Origin of the sequence: Oceanibacterium hippocampi, from assembly GCF_900172325.1 — a bacterium.
GTDB classification, from domain to species: Bacteria; Pseudomonadota; Alphaproteobacteria; order Sneathiellales; family Sneathiellaceae; genus Oceanibacterium; species Oceanibacterium hippocampi.
This window is the reverse complement of the sequence record NZ_FWFR01000007.1, coordinates 29,922-47,867: the sequence shown is the minus strand read 5'-3', so window position 1 is coordinate 47,867 and position 17,946 is coordinate 29,922. Positions and strand designations below refer to the sequence as shown.

Below are 17,946 nucleotides of genomic sequence, written 5' to 3'. Positions count from 1 at the left end.
GGAAATAGATCGGGAACAGCCGGAGCGCCCGGCGGGCGAAGAAATTCCGCGCGACCGTGGTGCCGCTTGCCACGCCGCGCTCGATCTGGTCGCGCCCCTGCAGCAGCAGGCCGGTGATCAGGAAACCGGACAGCACGAAGAACAGTCGCACCCCGAGATCGCCCATCGGCAGGGTCGAGCGGAAAAGGTTATCCTCGGCGAGGAAATGCTGCATGAAGACGCCGAGCGCGGCGAGCGCCCTCAGGCTGTCGAGCTGCGGCATGTAATTGACTGCTGGACGCGCCGCGCCGGCTCCGTCGCGATGCCCGGCGACGGCTGCCGATTCAATCTGACTCACGCTACGCAACTCCCTGACTGGCCCCGACAGCGGGCGTCGTATCACCTTGCCCGAATGTATCTATTGCCAGAACAGATATTAAGAAATCGAGTCGCAAATCGCCGGATTGTGGCGACCGTCACGAGGCCGGCCCGGCCGCCCCGCCGCACCAGTCGACGGACCATGACGTACCGCCTCGCCGAGCGGAACGAAACTCTCGCTGTTCACGCTCTACCCTCAACCGCTTCTTGCCGTGGTCGCACAAGACTGGCATTTTTCGCCCTTCGCGCGCTTGGAGGACTGTTGCGATGCGAAAGGATTGCAATATTGCAACCGCCGCCACTGCGGCGTTCGTCATGCTTGCCGGGACGGCCCGGGCCAGTGACGGGTCGGCGGAGCCGATGTCGATCTGGCTCCTGCTGCTCGGCATCGCGGTCCTGCTCGCCTGCGCCGTCGCCGTGACGCTCTACGGCATGCGCCGGCTCGGCGACCGCTTCCTGAAGGAGATCCGGTCGCAGATCACCATCTCCGAGAACACGTACCGGCGCGCGCGGGCGCGTTCCCTCACCCTCGAGATGGAGGCGGAATACCAACGCCTCGACGGCGAGATGCGGGCATTCGCTGACAAGTTCAAACGGGGCGATCTGACGGACACGCTTCCCTTCGCCGTCACCCCCGGCCTGCCGCTGACGGACCGACACCCGCTCTACGGTTGGGTCGATCGCAACGCGAAACGGGACAACTGGGAAATCGTGCGCAATCTCGAAGCGGCGCGGGAGAAATGGGAAGAGGTTCGCGTGCTTCTGAGCGCGACCGACCCCGAGGCGGAAGCATTGCGCGCGAAGAAGGTCGAGGCCGCGCGGCGGGCTACCGATACCGCGTGGCAGAGTATCGGCGACGCCTCGAAGAGGTACGATTACGACGACGACGACGAATACGGCTGAATATCGGCCAGCGCAGGCCCTGCCCGCCTCTTGCTCCGGTCGCATGGGTCGCGCCATTATCGCGCGATGCGAAAGGATGACATTGCCTGGCTGATCGTCGGCGCCATGGTCGGAATGGCATTGATGACGCTCGCCTACGACGTGTTCTTCGGGGCCAGGACGATCAGTGACTGGCTGGACCGGTGGGGTATCGGTATCACGGCCGTTGCTGTGTTGGCTGGAAGCACGTTCGGAGCCTTGATCACGGGTAAAATGATGATGGCGTCCGTCGCCGAGGATCACAGACTTGTTGCGCGACGCGACCGGGAGAACCGAGAAGCGCGCGCCGAGAACCTGCGATATTACCTCGACACGCTATTCAAAATGCGCCTCGACCAACTTGAGACAGCCATGCGGGCGATTGTCGCTCGTGGCTATGCGCCGGCGGCGATCGATCTGGGTCCGATATTCTTTGACTGGGAGGCGCTGGGGCTGATCAGCCGCGAAGAGGCGCTAGCTGTCGAGCGCGCGAATGAAGCTTTGTCCGACGCCTTGTTCTTGTGCGGGGGCAACTCGGCCAACTTCGTAGAGGTGGTGAGGCGCCAAAACGAGAACGGCGAGACGACCTATGACGAACTGTGTGAGAAGCTCGAAGCCGAACGACTTGTCATTCGCGCGCACCGGCAGCACCGGCAAGGGACGGCCGAAATGAACGGCGGCGGCACCATCTCCGCATCGGGCCAAAAGGGCAAATAACGCGGCGCAGGCGCGACAGGGGGCACTCACGCGACATCCTCCGTTTCGGGGTAGTGTTCGCCTGTCTCGCGGCGGCGGCAGACTCAACCCGGCCGATTGGAAAAGGGAACAGCTCGAAAATTGAAGGCCAGCAACGGGACCGTTCATGCCGGCACGCTCCGGAGCGGCGCCGGCTGCTGGTCGGCCGGCAGGAAGACCCGCGCACGGTGCGCCGGGCACCAGGACGACCCTGGGACGACTAGTGCGCGGCAGAAGCGGCCGCCCCTCACCGGGATCGTTCACAGGCGACCGGCGCTAGCAAGGACACCGCTAGATTCCGCGGGGCACACTCCGCGCGCGCCTCAACGCCCTGCAGGCCGAAGCCGCCCCGGGCGGCGGTTTCGTGCCTTCCATTTCACCTTGTTAGAGGCTTAGCGAGGAGGATTGATGAAATGTAAGGGAATCAACGGGTTAAAAACGGGGCGCAATTCGCCCGTGAGGGCGGCCCATTCACCGGTCGCGACCGTAACCTGTTGAATTCTCAGGGGAAAAAGTGGGGCGAGAGACGGGAATCGAACCCGCGACCTCCAGATCCACAATCTGGCGCTCTAACCAATTGAGCTACTCCCGCCACAGAGGCGCCCTATTTAATGCCGGGCGCGATGCGGGTCAAGCGACGAGGCAGCCCGCCGGCGGGAATCTTCAGGCGCCCTCCCCGCCCGCTCCGGGCGCCGGCCTCCGAGCCGTGTCAGGCGAAGAAATTCGCCAGCCGCTCCGCCGCCTCGTCCAGCACCTCGTCGCGCTTGGCGAAGCACAGCCGGGCGAAATGGCGGACCGCGCCGTCGGACTGGTAGAAGGCGCTGACCGGCACCGCGGCGACGCCGGCCTCGGTGGTGATGCGGCGGCAGAATTCCTCGTCCGTGCCGTCGAAGCCGGTCGGGCGGAAATCGACGTTCAGGAAATAGGTCCCGGCGCAGGTCGCGGCGGCGAAGCCGGCCTTGCCCAGGCGGTCGCGGAAGCGGTCGCGCTTGCCCTGCATCCCGGCCGCGAGCCCGGTGAAATAGTCGTCGCCCTTGGCGAGCCCGTAGGCGACCGCGTTCTGCAGGTTCGGCGCGGTCGTGAAAGTGATGAACTGGTGCGCCTTGGCGAGCACGCTCATCAGTTCGGCGTCGGCGGTCACGTAACCGACCTTCCAGCCGGTCAGCGAGAAGGTCTTGCCGGCGCTGCCGAGGCGGATGCAGCGCTTGCGCATGCCGGGCAGGGTCATCAGCGGGATATGGGCGAGGCCGTCGAAGACGATGTGCTCGTAAACCTCGTCGCAGAGCGCGTAGGCGTCGTGCGCCTCGACCAGCCCGGCGATGATCTCGAGCTCGGCCCGGTCGAAGACCTTGCCGGTCGGGTTCATCGGGTTGTTGAGGAGGATCAGCTTGGTCTTCGCCGAGAAGGCCGCCTTCAGCGCCTCGACCGGCAATTCCCAGTGCGGCGGATCGAGGCGGACCAGCTTCGGCACGCCGCCGGCCCGGCGCACCATCGGCAGGTAGCAGTCGTAGAGCGGCTCGAACAGGACGACCTCGTCGCCCGGCTCGATCAGCGCCATCAGGCAGTCGGTCAGCGCCTCGGTCGCGCCCGAGGTCACCATCACCTCGCGCGTCCAGTCGATGTCGAGGCCGTAGAAGCGGCGGTTGGCGTCCGCCACCGCCTGGCGGAGCGCCGGCAGGCCCATCATCGGCGGATACTGGTTGAGACCGCCGAGCAGGGCCTCAGCGGCCGTGCGGCGCACGTCCTCCGGCCCGTCCACGTCGGGAAAGCCCTGGCCGAGATTGATCGCCCCGTGGTCGATCGCAAGCTTCGACATCACCTCGAAAATCGTGGTGCCATAGCCGCCGAGTACGCTGTTGGCCGGCTTCACCCTCGCCTCCTCCTTGCCTAGAGGCGTCGAACAATGTCAAAAGCCGGGGGGCCTTGCAAGCAGGGTCGATGGCAGCGCGGGAGGCGGAAATGAACGAGAGGATGACGATGGCGGAAGGCGCGCTCGCGGCCCGGATGGGTCGCCTCGGCACGGAAAGCGCCTTCGAGGTGCTGGCGCGCGCCAATGCGCTGGCCGCCCAGGGCCGCGACATCATCAATCTCGGCATCGGCCAGCCCGACTTCCCGACCCCGCCGCATATCGTCGAGGCGGCGGTCAGGGCGCTGCGCGACGGCCAGCACGGCTACAGCCCGGCGAACGGCCTGCCGGCGCTGCGCGAGGCGGTCGCCGCCGACGTTCGGACCTATCGCGGCGTCGAGATCGATCCGGGCCGGGTCGTGATCGTGCCGGGCGGCAAGGTGACGATGGCCTTCGCCATGCTGCTGTTCGGCGAGGCCGGGGCCGAAATCCTCTACCCCAACCCGGGCTTCCCGATCTACGAGAGCATGATCCGCTTCTCCGGCGCGACGCCGGTGCCGATCCCGCTCTACGAGGCCTCGGGCTTCTCGTTCGATGCCGACGAGGTGCTGTCCAAGATCACCGACCGGACGCGACTGATCATCCTGAACAGCCCGGCCAACCCGACCGGCGGCGTCGTCCCCCGGGCCGAGTTCGACAATCTGGTCGCGGGCCTCGAACGCTTTCCGCATGTCCATGTCATGTCGGACGAGATCTACAGCCGCATGACCTATGACGGCGAGCGTCATGTCAGCCTGCTGGACTACGAGAGCCTGCGCGAGCGGCTGATCGTGCTCGACGGCTGGTCGAAGACCTACGCGATGACCGGCTGGCGGCTCGGCTGGGGCTACTGGCCGGCGGCTCTGGTCGAGCCGGTGACCCGGCTCTGCATCAACGTCCATTCCTGCGTCAACGCGCCGACCCAGTTCGCCGGCATCGCCGCGCTGAAAGGGCCGCAGGATGCGGCCGAGGCGATGGTCGCGGCCTTCGACGAGCGCCGCGCGGTCATCGTCGACGGGCTGAACCGCCTGCCCGGCGTCCGCTGCGCCCGGCCGAAGGGCGCCTTCTACGCCTTCCCGAATATCGCGGGCACCGGTCTCGATGCCCGGACGATGCAGGACCGGCTGCTCGCCGAGGCCGGCGTCGCGGTGATCGCCGGCACCAGCTTCGGCGCCCATGGCGAGGGCTTCGTGCGCTTCTCCTACGCCAACTCGATCGCCAACATCGAGGCGGCGCTTGGCCGGGTCGGCGACTTCCTGGGCTCGCTTTGAGGCATCGTTTGCCTGAAAAATGTGCATAATGGGCGATTATTGTGCAGCCGTTGGCCGGTTCGGGCGCCTTGCGCCCGGCACGCCATGAATTTTTCCGCGGCCTCGTGCCTTTTCGCCCGTTTGGCACGCGCCATGCTTAATCGTTGTGCGTCGGCCCTGGCCGACTGCACGCCAGACCTGGCCGCAAGGATGTCGGAGTACCCATGAAGAAGATCGAGGCGATCATCAAGCCGTTCAAACTCGATGAAGTGAAGGAAGCCCTTCATGAAATCGGCCTGCAGGGAATCACGGTGATCGAGGCCAAGGGTTTCGGTCGCCAGAAAGGCCATACGGAGCTCTATCGCGGGGCCGAGTATGTGGTCGATTTCCTGCCCAAGGTGAAGATCGAGATCGTCCTCGACGACGGTCTCGTCGAGCGGGCGCTGGAGGCGATCCAGCAGGCCGCGCGCACCGGGCGCATCGGCGACGGCAAGATCTTCGTCACCCCGGTCGAGGAAGTGATCCGCATCCGCACCGGCGAGCGCGGCCCCGACGCCGTCTGAAGCAACGAATGTCGGGTTGCCGGCCCCGAACCGGCCGGTCGCCCGGGTAAATCCAGCGAGAACGAGAAAGAGAGAATTCCCCGATGTCCGACGATGTCAAAAAGGTCATGGACCTGATCAGCGAGAACGACGTCAAGTTCGTCGATCTTCGCTTCACCGACCCGCGCGGCAAGTGGCAGCACATGACCTATGCGATCGAGGCGGTCGACGAAGCCTTCTTCACCGAGGGCGTGATGTTCGACGGCTCGTCGATCGCGGGCTGGAAGGCGATCCACGAATCCGACATGAGCCTGCTGCCCGACCTCTCCTCGGTCGTGATGGACCCGTTCTTCGCCCAGCCGACGCTGATCGTGACCTGCGACATCGTCGAGCCGTCGACCGGCGAAGGCTACAATCGCGACCCGCGCTCGGTGGCCAAGCGGGCCGAGGCCTATCTCGCCTATACCGGCATCGGCGACACCGCCTATTTCGGTCCCGAGGCGGAATTCTTCATGTTCGACGACGTGCGTTTCCGCACCTCGATGCATGAGATGTCCTACAAGATCGACGAGAGCGAATCCCCGCACAAGTCGGGCGAGGCGATCGAGGGCGGCAACATCGGTCACCGTCCGGGCGTCAAGGGCGGCTATTTCCCGGTTCCGCCGGTCGACAGCGCCCAGGACATCCGTTCCGAGATGCTGACCGTGATGGCCGAGATGGGCCTGCCGGTCGAGAAGCAGCATCACGAGGTCGCCCCGTCGCAGCACGAACTCGGCCACAAGTTCGGCACCCTCGTGCAGTCCGCCGACTGGATCCAAGCCTACAAGTATGTCGTGCACAACGTCGCGCATACCTACGGCAAGACGGCGACCTTCATGCCGAAGCCGGTGTTCGAGGACAACGGCTCGGGCATGCATTGCCACCAGTCGATCTGGAAGGAAGGCAAGCCGCTGTTCGGCGGCAACGGCTATGCCGACCTGTCCGATACCTGCCTCTACTACATCGGCGGCATCATCAAGCATGCGAAGGCGCTGAACGCCTTCACCAACCCGACCACCAACTCCTACAAGCGCCTGGTGCCGGGCTTCGAGGCGCCGGTCCTGCTCGCCTACTCGGCGCGCAACCGCTCGGCCTCCTGCCGCATTCCCTACGCGACCAGCCCGAAGGGAAAGCGGGTCGAGATCCGCTTCCCCGATCCGGCGGCCAATCCGTATCTCGCCTTCGCGGCGATGCTGATGGCCGGCCTCGACGGCATCGAGAACAAGATCCATCCGGGCGACCCGATGGACAAGGATCTCTACGACCTGCCGCCGGAGGAGCTGAAGGAGATCCCGACCGTTGCCGCCAGCCTGCGCGAGGCGCTCGACGCGCTCGACGCCGACCGGGACTTCCTCAAGAAGGGCGACGTCTTCTCCGACGACCTGATCGACGGCTATCTCAAGCTGCGCTGGCAGGAAGTCATGCGCTTCGAGACCGCCCCGCATCCGGTCGAATTCGCGATGTACTACTCGGTCTGACCGGCCTCCAGGGCCGATCGAACAGGAAACCCCCGCCGGTCCGCCGGCGGGGGTTTTTTCTTGTCCCGGACCGTCGCGCTCAGGCGGGCGGCACCGGGCGCGGCCGGCCGTTCTCGTCGACGGCGACGAAGATGTAGGTGCCCTCGGTGACGGTGATCGGCTCCTCGGCGAGCTGGCGCTGGACCAGGGTGACAAGCTCGACATGGATCGAGGTCCGGCCGACCTTCGTGACGTTGCCGTATATCGAGACGATGTCGCCGACCCGGATCGGCTGGTGGAAGGTCATCGCCTGCACGGCGACGGTGACGACCCGGCCCCTGGCGCGCCGCGCCGCGGTGACGCCGCCGGCGATGTCCATCTGCGACAGCACCCAGCCGCCGAAGATGTCGCCGCTGGCGTTGCAGTCGCGCGGCTGGGGGGCCGTCCTGATGATCGGGTCCGCGTGTTTCAGGTCGCCTGCACTTGCCATGTCCGCTCCATTCATGCGATGAACCCGGGCGCCGCATCGACGGGCGACGGGCTCCAGCCGGGGCTATATCTTGTTGGTCGTCAAAGCGCGCCTACCTTATAGTGACCCATCAGTCAATTCGACACGCGAAAGCCAAAGCCGCGCCCATGTCCGACCTGTTTCAGCGCGCCGTCGCCGAGAGCGACTATTCGGCCAAGGATATCGAAGTTCTCGAGGGCCTGGAACCGGTCCGAAGACGCCCCGGCATGTATATCGGCGGGACCGACGAGCGCGCGCTCCATCATCTCGCTGCCGAGGTGCTCGACAACGCCATGGACGAGGCGGTCGCCGGCCATGCCAGCCGGATCGAGATCGAGATGTTCGCCGACGGCGGCCTCGGCATCAGCGACAACGGCCGCGGCATCCCGGTCGACCGCCATCCGAAGTTCCGCGACAAGTCGGCGCTCGAGGTCATCCTGACGACGCTGCATTCCGGCGGCAAGTTCTCCGACAAGGTCTACCAGACCTCGGGCGGCCTGCACGGCGTCGGCGTCTCGGTCGTCAACGCGCTCTCCGAGGCGCTCACCGTCGAGGTCGCCCGCGACCGCCGGCTGTGGCGGCAGGATTACGTGCGCGGCGTGCCGCAGGCGCCGCTGGCGGAGATCGGCGCGGCGCCGAACCGGCGCGGCACGACGATCCGCTTCCGCCCGGACCGCGAGATCTTTGGCCCCACCCTCGCCTTCCGCCCCGCCCGCCTCTACCGCATGGCGCGCTCCAAGGCCTATCTCTATCGCGGCGTCGAGATCCGCTGGCATTGCGACCCGCAACTGCTGCGCGACGACACCCCGGCCGAGGAGGTGTTCCACTTTCCCGGCGGCCTCGCCGACTTCCTGCAGAGCCTGATCAACGGCGACGAAGTGGTGACCGACCGGCCCTTCGCCGACCGGGTCCAGGCGACCGACAGCCACGCCCGCGTCGAATGGGCGATGACCTGGCGGGCCGAGGGCGAGCCGTTCCTCAGCTCCTACTGCAATACCGTGCCGACCCCCGATGGCGGCAGCCACGAGCAGGGCTTCCGGACGGCGCTGCTGCGCGGGCTGAAGGCCTACGGCGAGATGACCGGCAACAAGAAGGCCGGCCAGATCACCGCCGACGACATCCTGGCGAGCGCCGCCGGGGTGCTCTCGATCTTCATCACCGAGCCGCAGTTCCAGGGCCAGACGAAGGAGAAGCTGGCCACGCCCGAGGCGGCGAAGCTGGTCGAGCAGACGGTCAAGGACCGCTTCGACACCTGGCTCGCCGAATCCCCCAAGGAGGCCGACAAGCTGCTCGGCTGGGTCGTCGAGCGGGCCGAGGAACGGCTGCGCCGGCGCCAGGAGAAGGAAGTCAGCCGCAAGAGCGCGACGCGCCGGCTGCGCCTGCCCGGCAAGCTGTCAGACTGTTCGTCGACCGCCTCCGACGGGGCCGAGATCTTCATCGTCGAGGGCGACAGCGCCGGCGGCTCGGCCAAGCAGGCGCGCAACCGCAAGAACCAGGCGGTGTTGCCGATCCGCGGCAAGATCCTGAACGTCGCCTCGGCGGCCGGCGCCAAGATCCGCGCCAACCAGGAGATCAACGACCTGATCCAGGCGCTCGGCTGCGGCACCGGCAAGGATTACCGGGAAACCAACCTGCGCTACGAGAAGGTCGTGATCATGACCGACGCCGACGTCGACGGCGCCCATATCGCCTCGCTGCTCATGACCTTCTTCTACCAGGAGATGCGGCAGCTCATCGATGACGGACATCTCTACCTGGCGATGCCGCCGCTTTACCGGCTGAGCCAGGGCGGCAAGACCGCCTATGCCCGCGACGACCTGCATCGCGAGGAACTGATGAAGACCGTCTTCAACGGGCGCGGCAAGGTCGAGGTCAGCCGCTTCAAGGGCCTTGGCGAGATGCCGCCGGCGCAGCTCAAGGAAACCACCATGGATCCGGGCCGGCGCACCCTGCTGCAGGTCTGCGTCGAGGGTGACGAGCGGCCGGAAACCGCCCGCCTCGTGGAATGCCTGATGGGCCGGAAGGCGGAACTCCGCTTCGCCTACATCCAGGAGAATGCCCGCTTCGTCGACAATCTCGACATCTGAGCGGCCGCATCCCGCGACGAACCTGTCCGGCGACGGATCCCGGCGATTGAGGCCGGCCGCCATCGTTCCCATATCTGTCCCGTACCGGCGGAACGAGGGTTCGGCGATGACCATCAGGCACTGGACACGGACGGCGGCGCTGGCCGCGGCGCTGACGACGGCGACGGCAGCGGCCGACGCCGCCACGACGATCAGCTTCGTCAGCGTCGACAATCCCTACAGCCCCTCGCTGGTCGCCTACGCTGCCCGCGACGGCGAGTTCGCCGTCGAGTTCCGGGGCGACGCGCTGCCGGGCGGGCAGAGCGGCGAGGCCGCGCTCGGCGGCCTGACGACGTCGGGCGGCCATCCCCCGGCCCTGCTCACCACCCGGCCGTCGGACGACGGCGCGAAGGCCGGTAACAACAGCTACCGGCTGGTCTTCCTCGTCAACCCGGAACGGCTGGTCAACGCCGCGCGGGTCTGCCGGGCGCCGGACGATATCCCGGTGCGGGCCGACGGCGGGCGCACCGACATACTGGCCGCCTTCTGCATCGGCGAACGCGCCTATTCCTGGGGCTACGGCAGCGTCGGCGCCGACGAGGGTGCGGCCGGCATCCACGATCTCCTCGGGCAACTGGTGCTGAATGTCATTCCCTACCGCGACCCGGAAGCGGGCGGCTGCGGCAAGCGGCCCTGCTGAGCGGGGCGCGACGGTGACGGCGGGAAAGGCGCAACCGCGCTTCGTCGCCGCTGTTGCCGCCTCGCTGGCCCTCGCCCTGGCGCTGTCCGCCTGTATCGACCCGGGCGGCCTGATCCGCACGACGCGCGAGGAGTTCCGCAGCCACTACGGCCCGTCCGCCGTCCGCTACGCGATCGGCGACGGCGAACTGGCGGCCGAGTTCCACGGCGACCCGTTCCGCCAACCGGGCATCCCGGCGGAGGAAGCGATGAAGCCGCTCCGCACCCCGGGCTGGTTCAGTTCGCTGCCGCTGACCACGAAGCCCGGTACGCGGCCGGAATATGCCGCGAACAACGGACATCGGGTGGTTTTCGTGATGAACCCGGCGCGTCTGCCGACGAACGGCGACACCGCCTGCCGGGCGCCGGGTTCGATCCCGCTCGCCGGGGCCGGACCGGAATGGCGCATCTACGCGGTCTTCTGTACCGGCGACCGCTTCGCCTCCAGCGTCGTCACCGACGCCGCTCAACCGGAAACGCCGGCCGATCCGGTTTATGCCGCGGCCATGGGCCAGGCGCTCAGAAGCCTGCTGCCGATGCGCAATCCGGACCGCGACGATTTCTGCCCGGGGCGGCTGCCGATGCGGGGCTGCTAGGCGGCCGCGGCCGGACCTTCGATCCGGGCAAGCCAGCCGGCCATCGCCTCGTTGACCGCGGCCGGCTGTTCCAAAGTCGAGAGATGGCCGCAGCGCTCGATGATCGCGAGCGTCGCGTCGGGCAGGCCGGCCGCCATCTCCTCGTGCAGCGCCAGCGGCGTCAGCTTGTCCTCGCGGCCGCAGAGGACCAGCGCCGGCATGCTCATCTCGCCGAGCCGGGCACGCTGGTCCGCCCGTCCCATGATCGCGAGCTGCTGACGCAGGAAGCCGTCGACCCCGGTCTCGGCAGCCATCCGGTAAACGGTCTCGACCAGGGTCTGGTCGCCGAGATGGTCTTCGTGGAGGATGATCGGCAGCAGCTGCTCGGTCACGCCATGGAACTTGCCGCGCCGCGAGAGCGCGATGAAATCCTTGCGGCGCTGGATCATGTCCGGCGTGTCGGCCCGCGCCGAGGTGTCGAGCAGGGCCAGGCCGCGCACCCGGGACGGCGCCTGTCGGGCGATCTCGAGCGCGATATAGCCGCCCATGGAGAGACCGGCGAGCGCGAAATGCCCGGGCGCCTCCGCGAGCGCCCGGCGGGCGATCGCCGCCATGTCGTCGTCGCTCGCATTGTCGACGACGACGATCTCGCGATCGTGGCCGAACGCCGCGATCTGCGGTTCCCAGAGCTCGCCCGTGCAGAGCAGGCCGGGGGCGAGGACCAGCGGAAGCTTCGCGCTCATCGCCGGACGGTCAGCGGATCAGCGGCGACAGCGCCTTGAAGGATGGATTGGCGGAATCCCGGAGCCATTCGAAGATCACCATCTCGGTGCTGACGATATCGACGCCGGCGGCGCGCAGGCGGGCCTCGGCCCGCTCCCGGTTCGCCGGCTCGCGCGCGGTCGTCGCGTCGGCGACAACAAAGGTCGGGACCTCGAGTTCGGCAAGGCCGAGCGCGGTCTGGGCGACGCAGACATGGGCCTCGATCCCGGCGATGACGACCTGATCCAGCCCGCTGTCGGCCAGCCGGTCGCGCACCCGCTCCTCGCCGAGCGCGGAAAAGGCGGTCTTGGCGATCACGTTCTCCTCGCCGACCAGCGCACGGATCGCCTCGACGGTCGGCCCGAGGCCCTGCGGGTATTGTTCGGTCACGAGGATCGGGCAGCCGAGCTCGCGGGCGGCGGTCATGAGCTTGACACAATTGTCGAGCACTGATTGCCTGTCCGTCCCGGACATGGCCGGCAACAGCTTTTCCTGCATGTCGACGATGAGGAGCAACGAACGGGCGGGATCGATCAGCATGGCGTCTCTCGGCTGTGTTCTCAGGTCGGGCCATCATCCGGGTTGGCGGACGAAAAGCAACGCCGCTGATCGTGAAACCGGGCATAATGTGCGACAAAAGGGCCGATTCCGTAGAGAATCCGGACACCTCCATTGACAGAACGTCAGCGATACATAAAGTGCCGCCGAGCGACCATTGAATGCCGGCGACTTTCGGCTAACGAGGCCATGCGACCGGCCGGCCATCGAGTTCCCATATGAGTTTTGAAAATCTCGGCCTCAGCGCCGAAGTGGTACGTGCCGTTTCCGACGCAGGTTATGAGCGGCCGACACCGATCCAGGAACAGGCGATCCCCATCATTCTGATGGGTCGCGACGTGCTGGGCACGGCCCAGACGGGAACCGGCAAGACCGCCGGTTTCACCCTGCCGATGATCGACATCCTGGCCGCCGGACGGGCGAAGTCGCGCATGCCGCGCTCGCTGATCCTCGAGCCGACGCGCGAGCTTGCCGCGCAGGTCGCCAAGAATTTCGAGACCTACGGCAAGTACCACAAGCTGTCGATGGCGCTGCTGATCGGCGGCGTCTCCTTCTCGGACCAGGAAACCCTGCTCGATCGCGGCGTCGATGTGCTGATCGCCACGCCGGGCCGCCTGCTCGACCATTTCGGTCGCGGCGGCATCCTGCTGAACGGCGTGAAGATCCTCGTCATCGACGAGGCCGACCGGATGATGGACATGGGCTTCATCCCGGATGTCGAGAAGATCGTCTCGCTCATGCCGCCGCTTCGCCAGACGCTGTTCTTCTCGGCGACGATGTCGCCCGACATGCGCAAGCTGGCCGACAAGTTCCTCATCAATCCGAAGGCGATCGCCGTATCGCGCCCGGAAAGCACCGCCGACACCGTGGCCCAGCACCTGATCGTCGTCGACCGCGCCGACAAGCGCGACGCCCTGCGCACGCTGATCAGGAACGAGGAAGTCAAGAACGCGCTGATCTTCTGCAACCGCAAGCGCGACGTCGACATCCTCTTCCGCTCGCTGGAGAAGCATGGCCTGAATGCAGGCCGGCTGCACGGCGACATGAACCAGAGCGTGCGGACCGAGACGCTGGCAAGCTTCAAGGCCGGCGACATCACCATCCTCGTCTGTTCCGACGTCGCCGCACGCGGGATCGACATCCAGGGCCTGAGCCACGTCTTCAATTTCGACGTCCCGACCCATTCGGAAGACTATATCCATCGCATCGGCCGGACCGGCCGGGCCGGCCAGAAGGGGCGCGCGTTCACCTTCGCCACGCCCGAGGACGGCAAGTATGTGGCGCAGATCGAGACCCTGATCGGCGGCCCCATCCCGCGTCATGTCATACCGGAGATCGGCGGCGAGGACCTGGCGCTGGAAAGCGGCACGAAGCGTTCGCGCGGCCGTGGCGGCAAGTCGTCGGGCAGCGCCAAGGCCCCGGCCAGCGGCGAGCGCGGCTCCCGTTCCGGGCTCGGCCGCTCGAAGGCGGCACCGGCCGAGGCGGAAGCGCCGGTCGAGACCGTCGAAGTGACGCAGACCGTCGAAGCGACGCAGGCCGCCGAGGCACCTGTCGAGCAGCCCGCTGCCGAGAAACCGGTTGCCGAGACGGCTGCGGCCGAGGCGCCCGCGGAGAAGCGGGCCGACAAGGCCCCCGCCTCGCCCCGCGAGGCGAGCCCGCGCGGCGGTGCGCCGAAACGCCAACGGGGCGGCCAGGGCCGCAACCGGGACAACGAGGCGGACGAGCCCGTCGTCGCCTTCGGCGATCACATGCCGGCCTTCCTGGCCCGGCCGATCCGTACGCCATCCAGTTCCTGATCCGGAGCGAGCCCGATGCAGACCATCTTCGTCATGGTGAAATGCGCGCTCGGCGAGGCCTACAGCGTCGCCGATGCGGCGGTCCAGAATGTCGAGAAGGTTTCCGAGGTCTATTCGATCTCCGGCCAGTACGACCTGCTGATGAAATGCTATCTGGATGACGATCAGGACATCGGGCATTTCGTGAACGAGCAGATCCAGCGCCTGCCGAACGTGAAGGACACCTTCACGATGATCACCTTCAAGGCGTTCAGCTAACCTCCCCGTCCGGCCGGTCACGCCCGCGCCCTTCCCCCATTCCCGCCATCCCGGTCGCGGCGCATCTGCGCCGTGCGCGCCGCTGTGCGGTTCCCCTTGCTCTCGGACCGGCAATTATTTTAGACTTAAAATAATTGCGAGGGAGGACGGAACCGTTGACGGACGAACTGCGCGCCATCTTCGAGAAGACGACGGTCGATGAACGGCCGCTGGCCGGCCAGCACGCCCTGGTCACCGGCGCCGGCCGGGGCATCGGCGCGGCAATCGCCGCCCGGCTCGCCGCCGCCGGCTGCGACCTGACCCTGCTCGGCCGCGACTGGGACAGGCTGAAGGCACAGAGCGGCACGATTGCCGCCGAGCACGATATCACCGCCTACGAGGTCCAGGCCGACATCACCGAGCCGGACGAGATAGAGCGCGCCTTCGAATGGGCCGGCAACATGCTCGGGCCCGTCTCCATCCTCGTCAACAACGCCGGTGCGGCCGCCAGTACGCCGTTTCACCGGATGACGCCGGAACACTGGCTCGACATGATCGACGTCAACCTGCACGGCACCTTTCTCTGCTGCCGCGCCGCGGTCCCGGCGATGCTCGAGCGCGGCGGCGGGCGGATCATCAACGTCGCCTCGACGGCGGGCCAGAAGGGCTACCCCTATGTCGCCGCCTATTGCGCCGCCAAGCATGGCGTGATCGGGCTGACGCGGGCGCTGGCGGTCGAATATGCGGCGAAGGGGATCACGGTCAACGCGGTCTGTCCCGGCTTCACGGAAACCGAAATGACGGTCGAGAGCCTGCGCAACATCATGGAGAAGACCGGCCGCAGCGAGGACGAGGCGCGGCGCGAACTGACCCGGCACAATCCGCAGGGCCGGCTGGTCACGCCGGAGGAAGTCGCCGACGCGGTCGGCTGGCTTGCGAGCCCGGCCGCCGCCGCGATCACCGGCCAGGCGATCGCCGTCGCCGGGGGCGAGGTGATGCCGTGAGCGAACTCGGCTCGGCGGCCGCCGGCGGCGACCATGTCGACCTGGAGAGCGGCATCCGCGACGACGAGAAGCTCGAACTCCGGCTCTGGCTTCGCCTGCTGACCTGCTCGACGATGATCGAGCGCACGGTCCGTCGCCGGCTTCGCGCCCGGTTCGACATCACCCTGCCGCGCTTCGATCTGCTGGCCCAGCTCGACCGGGCCGGCGGCGGCCTGACGATGAGCGCGCTGTCGACCCGGATGATGGTCTCGAACGGCAACATCACCGGGCTGACCGACCGCCTGGTCGAGGAAGGCCTGGTGCGCCGGGAAACGTCGGAGACCGATCGGCGCAGCCAGACCGTGGCGCTGACCCCGGCCGGCAAGCGCAGCTTCGACGCCATGACGCCGTCGCACGGGGACTGGATCCACGAGGCGATGTCCGGCCTCGACCGCGACGATATGCAGACCCTGCTGAGCCTGCTCGGCAAACTGAAACACAGCCTGAAAGAGGATTGATCGATGAAGGCGGCCGAATTCAAGCCCGAACATTTTGCCTTTCGTGTCGAGGGGCGCGTGGCCGTCGTCACGCTGAACCGGCCGGAGCGGAAGAACCCGCTTACCTTCGAATCCTACGCCGAGCTGCGCGACCTGTTCCGCGACCTCGTATACTGCGACGACGTCCATGCGGTGGTGGTGAACGGCGCCGGCGGGAATTTCTGCTCGGGCGGCGACGTGCACGAGATCATCGGCCCGCTGGTCGGCATGAAGAACGACGGCGACATGGCGGCCTTGCTCCGCTTCACCCGAATGACCGGCGACCTGATCAAGGCGATCCGCGCCTGTCCGCAGCCGGTGATCGCGGCGATCGACGGCATCTGTGCAGGCGCCGGCGCCTGCATCGCGATGGCCGCCGACATCCGCTTCGGTACCGCCGCCAGCAAGGTCGCCTTCCTGTTCACCCGGGTCGGCCTGGCCGGCTGCGACATGGGTGCCTGCTCGATGCTGCCCCGGATCGTCGGCCAGGGGCGCGCCTCGGATCTCCTTTACAGCGGCCGCGCGCTGCCGGGCGAGGAGGCGGAACGCTGGGGCTTCTACAACCGGCTTCTGGCGCCCGATCAGCTCGAGGCCGAGGCGCTCGCCTTCGCCGACAGCCTCGCGACCGGGCCGACCTTCGCCCATGCGATGACCAAGAAGACGCTGCACCAGGAATGGAACATGGGCGTCGACGAGGCGATCGAGGCCGAGGCGCAGGCCCAGGCGATCTGCATGCAGACCACCGATTTCGAGCGGGCCTACCGGGCCTTCGTGGCCAAGCAGCGGCCGGTCTTCGAAGGCAACTGAGTGGCACGGGAGAGCGGCGCATGGCGGACCTGAGTTTCCTCGACTGGCCCTTCTTCGACGACCGCCACCGGGCGCTCGCCGAACGCGCCCGCTCCTTCGCCGCGAGCCGGGTCGCGCCGCTCGCCGGCAATCACACGGAAGCCGACCTCGACGATCTCTGCCGGGGCTTCGTCAAGGCGCTCGCCGAGGAGGACTTCCTCTCGCTCTCGGTATCCGCCGACGGCAGCGCCCTCGACGTCCGGGCGATCTGCCTGATCCGCGAGATTCTCGGCTATCACGATGGCCTCGCCGATTTCTCCTTCGTCATGCAGGGGCTCGGCGCCGGACCGATCTCGCTGTTCGGATCGGACGGGCAGCGCGCCCGCTACCTGCCGGAGATCGCGGCCGGCCGCCGCATCGCGGCGCTCGGCATGTCGGAGCCGAATGCCGGCTCGGACTTCGCCGGGATCACCACGACGGCAGTCCGCGACGGCAACGGCTATCGCCTCGACGGCGAGAAGATGTGGATCTCCAATGCCGGGATCGCCGACGTCTACACGGTCTTCGCCAAGACCGACCCTGCTGCGGGCGCCAAGGGTATCTCGGCCTTCATCGTCGAAGCCGACGATCCGGGCTTCTCGGTCGCCGAACGCATTCCACTGATCGCGCCGCACCCGCTTGGCCGGCTCGCCTTCGAGAACTGCTGCATTCCGGCCGACCGGCTGATTGGCGGCGAGGGCGCGGGCTTCCGCATCGCCATGAGCAATCTCGACATCTTCCGCTCGTCGGTCGGCGCGGCGGCGCTGGGCTTCGCCCGCCGGGCGCTCGACGAGGCCTGCCGCTGGTCAAACGAACGCCAGGTCTTCGGCAGCCCGCTGGCGAGCTTCCAGACCACCCAGGGCAAGCTCGGCCAGATGGCGACCGAGATCGACGCCGCCGCCCTGCTCGTCTACCGGGCCGCGTGGCTGAAAGATACCGCCGGCGTCCGCGTCACCCGCGAAGCCTCGATGGCGAAGATGTACGCCACCGAGATGGCCCAGAAGGTGATCGACGAGGCGGTCCAGCTGCATGGCGGCTACGGCCTCGTGCTCGGCGCGCCGGTCGAGAAGCTCTACCGCGAGGTACGCGCGCTCCGCATCTACGAAGGCACGACCGAGATCAACCGCATGGTGATCGCGGGCCAGACGCTCGCCCGCTTCGCCGAGGGTCAGTGAC

At 67.3% G+C, this 17,946-nt stretch carries 19 protein-coding genes and 1 tRNA gene; 14 read left to right on the top strand and 6 right to left on the bottom strand.

Annotated elements, in window-relative coordinates:
* Positions 1-337, bottom strand: a 337-nt coding sequence (locus OCH7691_RS21975) for an acyltransferase family protein (RefSeq protein WP_217808199.1), incomplete at its 3' end; no start/stop codon positions are given.
* Positions 338-717: 380 nt separating this feature from the next.
* On the opposite strand from OCH7691_RS21975, the gene OCH7691_RS21970 reads away from it, so the two are divergent.
* Together OCH7691_RS21970 and OCH7691_RS21965 are read left to right on the top strand one after the other, a co-directional pair.
* Positions 718-1,260: a hypothetical protein gene (locus OCH7691_RS21970; RefSeq protein WP_139839857.1), complete on the top strand. Its 543-nt coding sequence runs from the start codon at positions 718-720 to the stop codon at positions 1,258-1,260.
* A gap of 66 nt (positions 1,261-1,326) precedes the next feature.
* The gene (locus OCH7691_RS21965) at positions 1,327-1,995 is read left to right on the top strand and encodes a hypothetical protein (RefSeq protein WP_085885765.1); all 669 of its coding nucleotides are present in this window, start codon (positions 1,327-1,329) and stop codon (positions 1,993-1,995) included.
* A 533-nt stretch (positions 1,996-2,528) separates the two neighbouring features.
* Here OCH7691_RS21965 and OCH7691_RS21960 read toward each other — a convergent pair.
* Both OCH7691_RS21960 and OCH7691_RS21955 read right to left on the bottom strand, forming a co-directional pair.
* Positions 2,529-2,605: transfer RNA gene (locus tag OCH7691_RS21960), tRNA-His, on the bottom strand.
* A 117-nt stretch (positions 2,606-2,722) separates the two neighbouring features.
* Positions 2,723-3,883, bottom strand: coding sequence for an aminotransferase (locus OCH7691_RS21955; protein ID WP_085885764.1), 1,161 nt, complete (start codon positions 3,881-3,883; stop codon positions 2,723-2,725).
* An 89-nt stretch (positions 3,884-3,972) separates the two neighbouring features.
* Here OCH7691_RS21955 and OCH7691_RS21950 point away from each other — a divergent pair, with 89 nt between their 5' ends.
* From OCH7691_RS21950 to glnA, 3 genes are all read left to right on the top strand, one after another.
* A complete protein-coding gene (locus tag OCH7691_RS21950; RefSeq protein WP_217808198.1) occupies positions 3,973-5,169 on the top strand; it encodes a pyridoxal phosphate-dependent aminotransferase in 1,197 nt (398 codons plus the stop codon).
* 203 nt (positions 5,170-5,372) lie between these two features.
* Complete coding sequence (locus OCH7691_RS21945) at positions 5,373-5,711, top strand: P-II family nitrogen regulator (RefSeq protein ID WP_085885763.1); 339 nt, start codon at positions 5,373-5,375, stop codon at positions 5,709-5,711.
* An 83-nt stretch (positions 5,712-5,794) separates the two neighbouring features.
* Positions 5,795-7,207 (top strand): type I glutamate--ammonia ligase, encoded by a 1,413-nt coding sequence (gene glnA / locus OCH7691_RS21940; RefSeq protein WP_085885762.1) that lies wholly within the window; start codon positions 5,795-5,797, stop codon positions 7,205-7,207.
* A 79-nt stretch (positions 7,208-7,286) separates the two neighbouring features.
* Here the strand turns inward: glnA and OCH7691_RS21935 are convergent, their stop codons facing one another.
* Positions 7,287-7,676 (bottom strand): acyl-CoA thioesterase, encoded by a 390-nt coding sequence (locus tag OCH7691_RS21935; RefSeq protein WP_217808197.1) that lies wholly within the window; start codon positions 7,674-7,676, stop codon positions 7,287-7,289.
* 146 nt (positions 7,677-7,822) lie between these two features.
* Here OCH7691_RS21935 and parE point away from each other — a divergent pair, with 146 nt between their 5' ends.
* The 3 genes from parE to OCH7691_RS21920 all read left to right on the top strand — a co-directional run bounded on the left by parE (position 7,823) and on the right by OCH7691_RS21920 (position 11,094).
* Positions 7,823-9,781, top strand: coding sequence for a DNA topoisomerase IV subunit B (gene parE, locus OCH7691_RS21930; RefSeq protein WP_139839856.1), 1,959 nt, complete (start codon positions 7,823-7,825; stop codon positions 9,779-9,781).
* Between the two features lie 106 nt (positions 9,782-9,887).
* Complete coding sequence (locus OCH7691_RS21925; protein ID WP_085885760.1) at positions 9,888-10,460, top strand: hypothetical protein; 573 nt, start codon at positions 9,888-9,890, stop codon at positions 10,458-10,460.
* 13 nt (positions 10,461-10,473) lie between these two features.
* On the top strand, positions 10,474-11,094 hold the full coding sequence (locus OCH7691_RS21920) for a hypothetical protein (RefSeq protein ID WP_085885759.1): 621 nt from the start codon (positions 10,474-10,476) through the stop codon (positions 11,092-11,094).
* Here OCH7691_RS21920 and OCH7691_RS21915 read toward each other — a convergent pair.
* Positions 11,091-11,816: an alpha/beta fold hydrolase gene (locus tag OCH7691_RS21915; RefSeq protein WP_085885758.1), complete on the bottom strand. Its 726-nt coding sequence runs from the start codon at positions 11,814-11,816 to the stop codon at positions 11,091-11,093. The two genes, OCH7691_RS21920 and OCH7691_RS21915, sit on opposite strands and share 4 nt — an antisense overlap.
* Before the next feature lie 10 nt (positions 11,817-11,826).
* A complete protein-coding gene (locus OCH7691_RS21910; RefSeq protein WP_085885757.1) occupies positions 11,827-12,375 on the bottom strand; it encodes a hydrolase in 549 nt (182 codons plus the stop codon).
* A 236-nt stretch (positions 12,376-12,611) separates the two neighbouring features.
* Here OCH7691_RS21910 and OCH7691_RS21905 point away from each other — a divergent pair, with 236 nt between their 5' ends.
* The 6 genes from OCH7691_RS21905 (at position 12,612) to OCH7691_RS21880 (ending at position 17,945) form a co-directional block, all read left to right on the top strand.
* Entirely contained in the window at positions 12,612-14,189 is a 1,578-nt protein-coding gene (locus OCH7691_RS21905; protein WP_085885756.1) for a DEAD/DEAH box helicase, read from the top strand.
* 15 nt (positions 14,190-14,204) lie between these two features.
* On the top strand, positions 14,205-14,447 hold the full coding sequence (locus OCH7691_RS21900; protein ID WP_085885755.1) for an Lrp/AsnC ligand binding domain-containing protein: 243 nt from the start codon (positions 14,205-14,207) through the stop codon (positions 14,445-14,447).
* A gap of 155 nt (positions 14,448-14,602) precedes the next feature.
* Positions 14,603-15,430: an SDR family NAD(P)-dependent oxidoreductase gene (locus OCH7691_RS21895; protein WP_217808196.1), complete on the top strand. Its 828-nt coding sequence runs from the start codon at positions 14,603-14,605 to the stop codon at positions 15,428-15,430.
* Positions 15,427-15,927, top strand: coding sequence for a MarR family winged helix-turn-helix transcriptional regulator (locus tag OCH7691_RS21890; RefSeq protein ID WP_085885754.1), 501 nt, complete (start codon positions 15,427-15,429; stop codon positions 15,925-15,927). Before OCH7691_RS21895 ends, OCH7691_RS21890 begins: the two co-directional genes overlap by 4 nt.
* Positions 15,928-15,930: 3 nt before the next feature.
* Complete coding sequence (locus OCH7691_RS21885) at positions 15,931-16,752, top strand: enoyl-CoA hydratase family protein (protein WP_085885753.1); 822 nt, start codon at positions 15,931-15,933, stop codon at positions 16,750-16,752.
* Positions 16,753-16,772: 20 nt separating this feature from the next.
* Positions 16,773-17,945: an acyl-CoA dehydrogenase family protein gene (locus OCH7691_RS21880; RefSeq protein WP_085885752.1), complete on the top strand. Its 1,173-nt coding sequence runs from the start codon at positions 16,773-16,775 to the stop codon at positions 17,943-17,945.
* Position 17,946 lies beyond the last annotated feature (1 nt).

Bases quoted from the DNA above. Each gene is read 5' to 3' on its own strand.
- OCH7691_RS21970 (WP_139839857.1), top strand. From the start codon at position 718: ATGTCGATCTGGCTCCTGCTGCTCGGCATCGCGGTCCTGCTCGCCTGC.
- OCH7691_RS21965 (WP_085885765.1), top strand. From the start codon at position 1,327: ATGCGAAAGGATGACATTGCCTGGCTGATCGTCGGCGCCATGGTCGGA.
- OCH7691_RS21950 (WP_217808198.1), top strand. From the start codon at position 3,973: ATGAACGAGAGGATGACGATGGCGGAAGGCGCGCTCGCGGCCCGGATG.
- OCH7691_RS21945 (WP_085885763.1), top strand. From the start codon at position 5,373: ATGAAGAAGATCGAGGCGATCATCAAGCCGTTCAAACTCGATGAAGTG.
- glnA (WP_085885762.1), top strand. From the start codon at position 5,795: ATGTCCGACGATGTCAAAAAGGTCATGGACCTGATCAGCGAGAACGAC.
- OCH7691_RS21935 (WP_217808197.1), bottom strand. From the start codon at position 7,676: ATGGCAAGTGCAGGCGACCTGAAACACGCGGACCCGATCATCAGGACG.
- parE (WP_139839856.1), top strand. From the start codon at position 7,823: ATGTCCGACCTGTTTCAGCGCGCCGTCGCCGAGAGCGACTATTCGGCC.
- OCH7691_RS21925 (WP_085885760.1), top strand. From the start codon at position 9,888: ATGACCATCAGGCACTGGACACGGACGGCGGCGCTGGCCGCGGCGCTG.
- OCH7691_RS21915 (WP_085885758.1), bottom strand. From the start codon at position 11,816: ATGAGCGCGAAGCTTCCGCTGGTCCTCGCCCCCGGCCTGCTCTGCACG.
- OCH7691_RS21910 (WP_085885757.1), bottom strand. From the start codon at position 12,375: ATGCTGATCGATCCCGCCCGTTCGTTGCTCCTCATCGTCGACATGCAG.
- OCH7691_RS21905 (WP_085885756.1), top strand. From the start codon at position 12,612: ATGAGTTTTGAAAATCTCGGCCTCAGCGCCGAAGTGGTACGTGCCGTT.
- OCH7691_RS21900 (WP_085885755.1), top strand. From the start codon at position 14,205: ATGCAGACCATCTTCGTCATGGTGAAATGCGCGCTCGGCGAGGCCTAC.
- OCH7691_RS21885 (WP_085885753.1), top strand. From the start codon at position 15,931: ATGAAGGCGGCCGAATTCAAGCCCGAACATTTTGCCTTTCGTGTCGAG.
- OCH7691_RS21880 (WP_085885752.1), top strand. From the start codon at position 16,773: ATGGCGGACCTGAGTTTCCTCGACTGGCCCTTCTTCGACGACCGCCAC.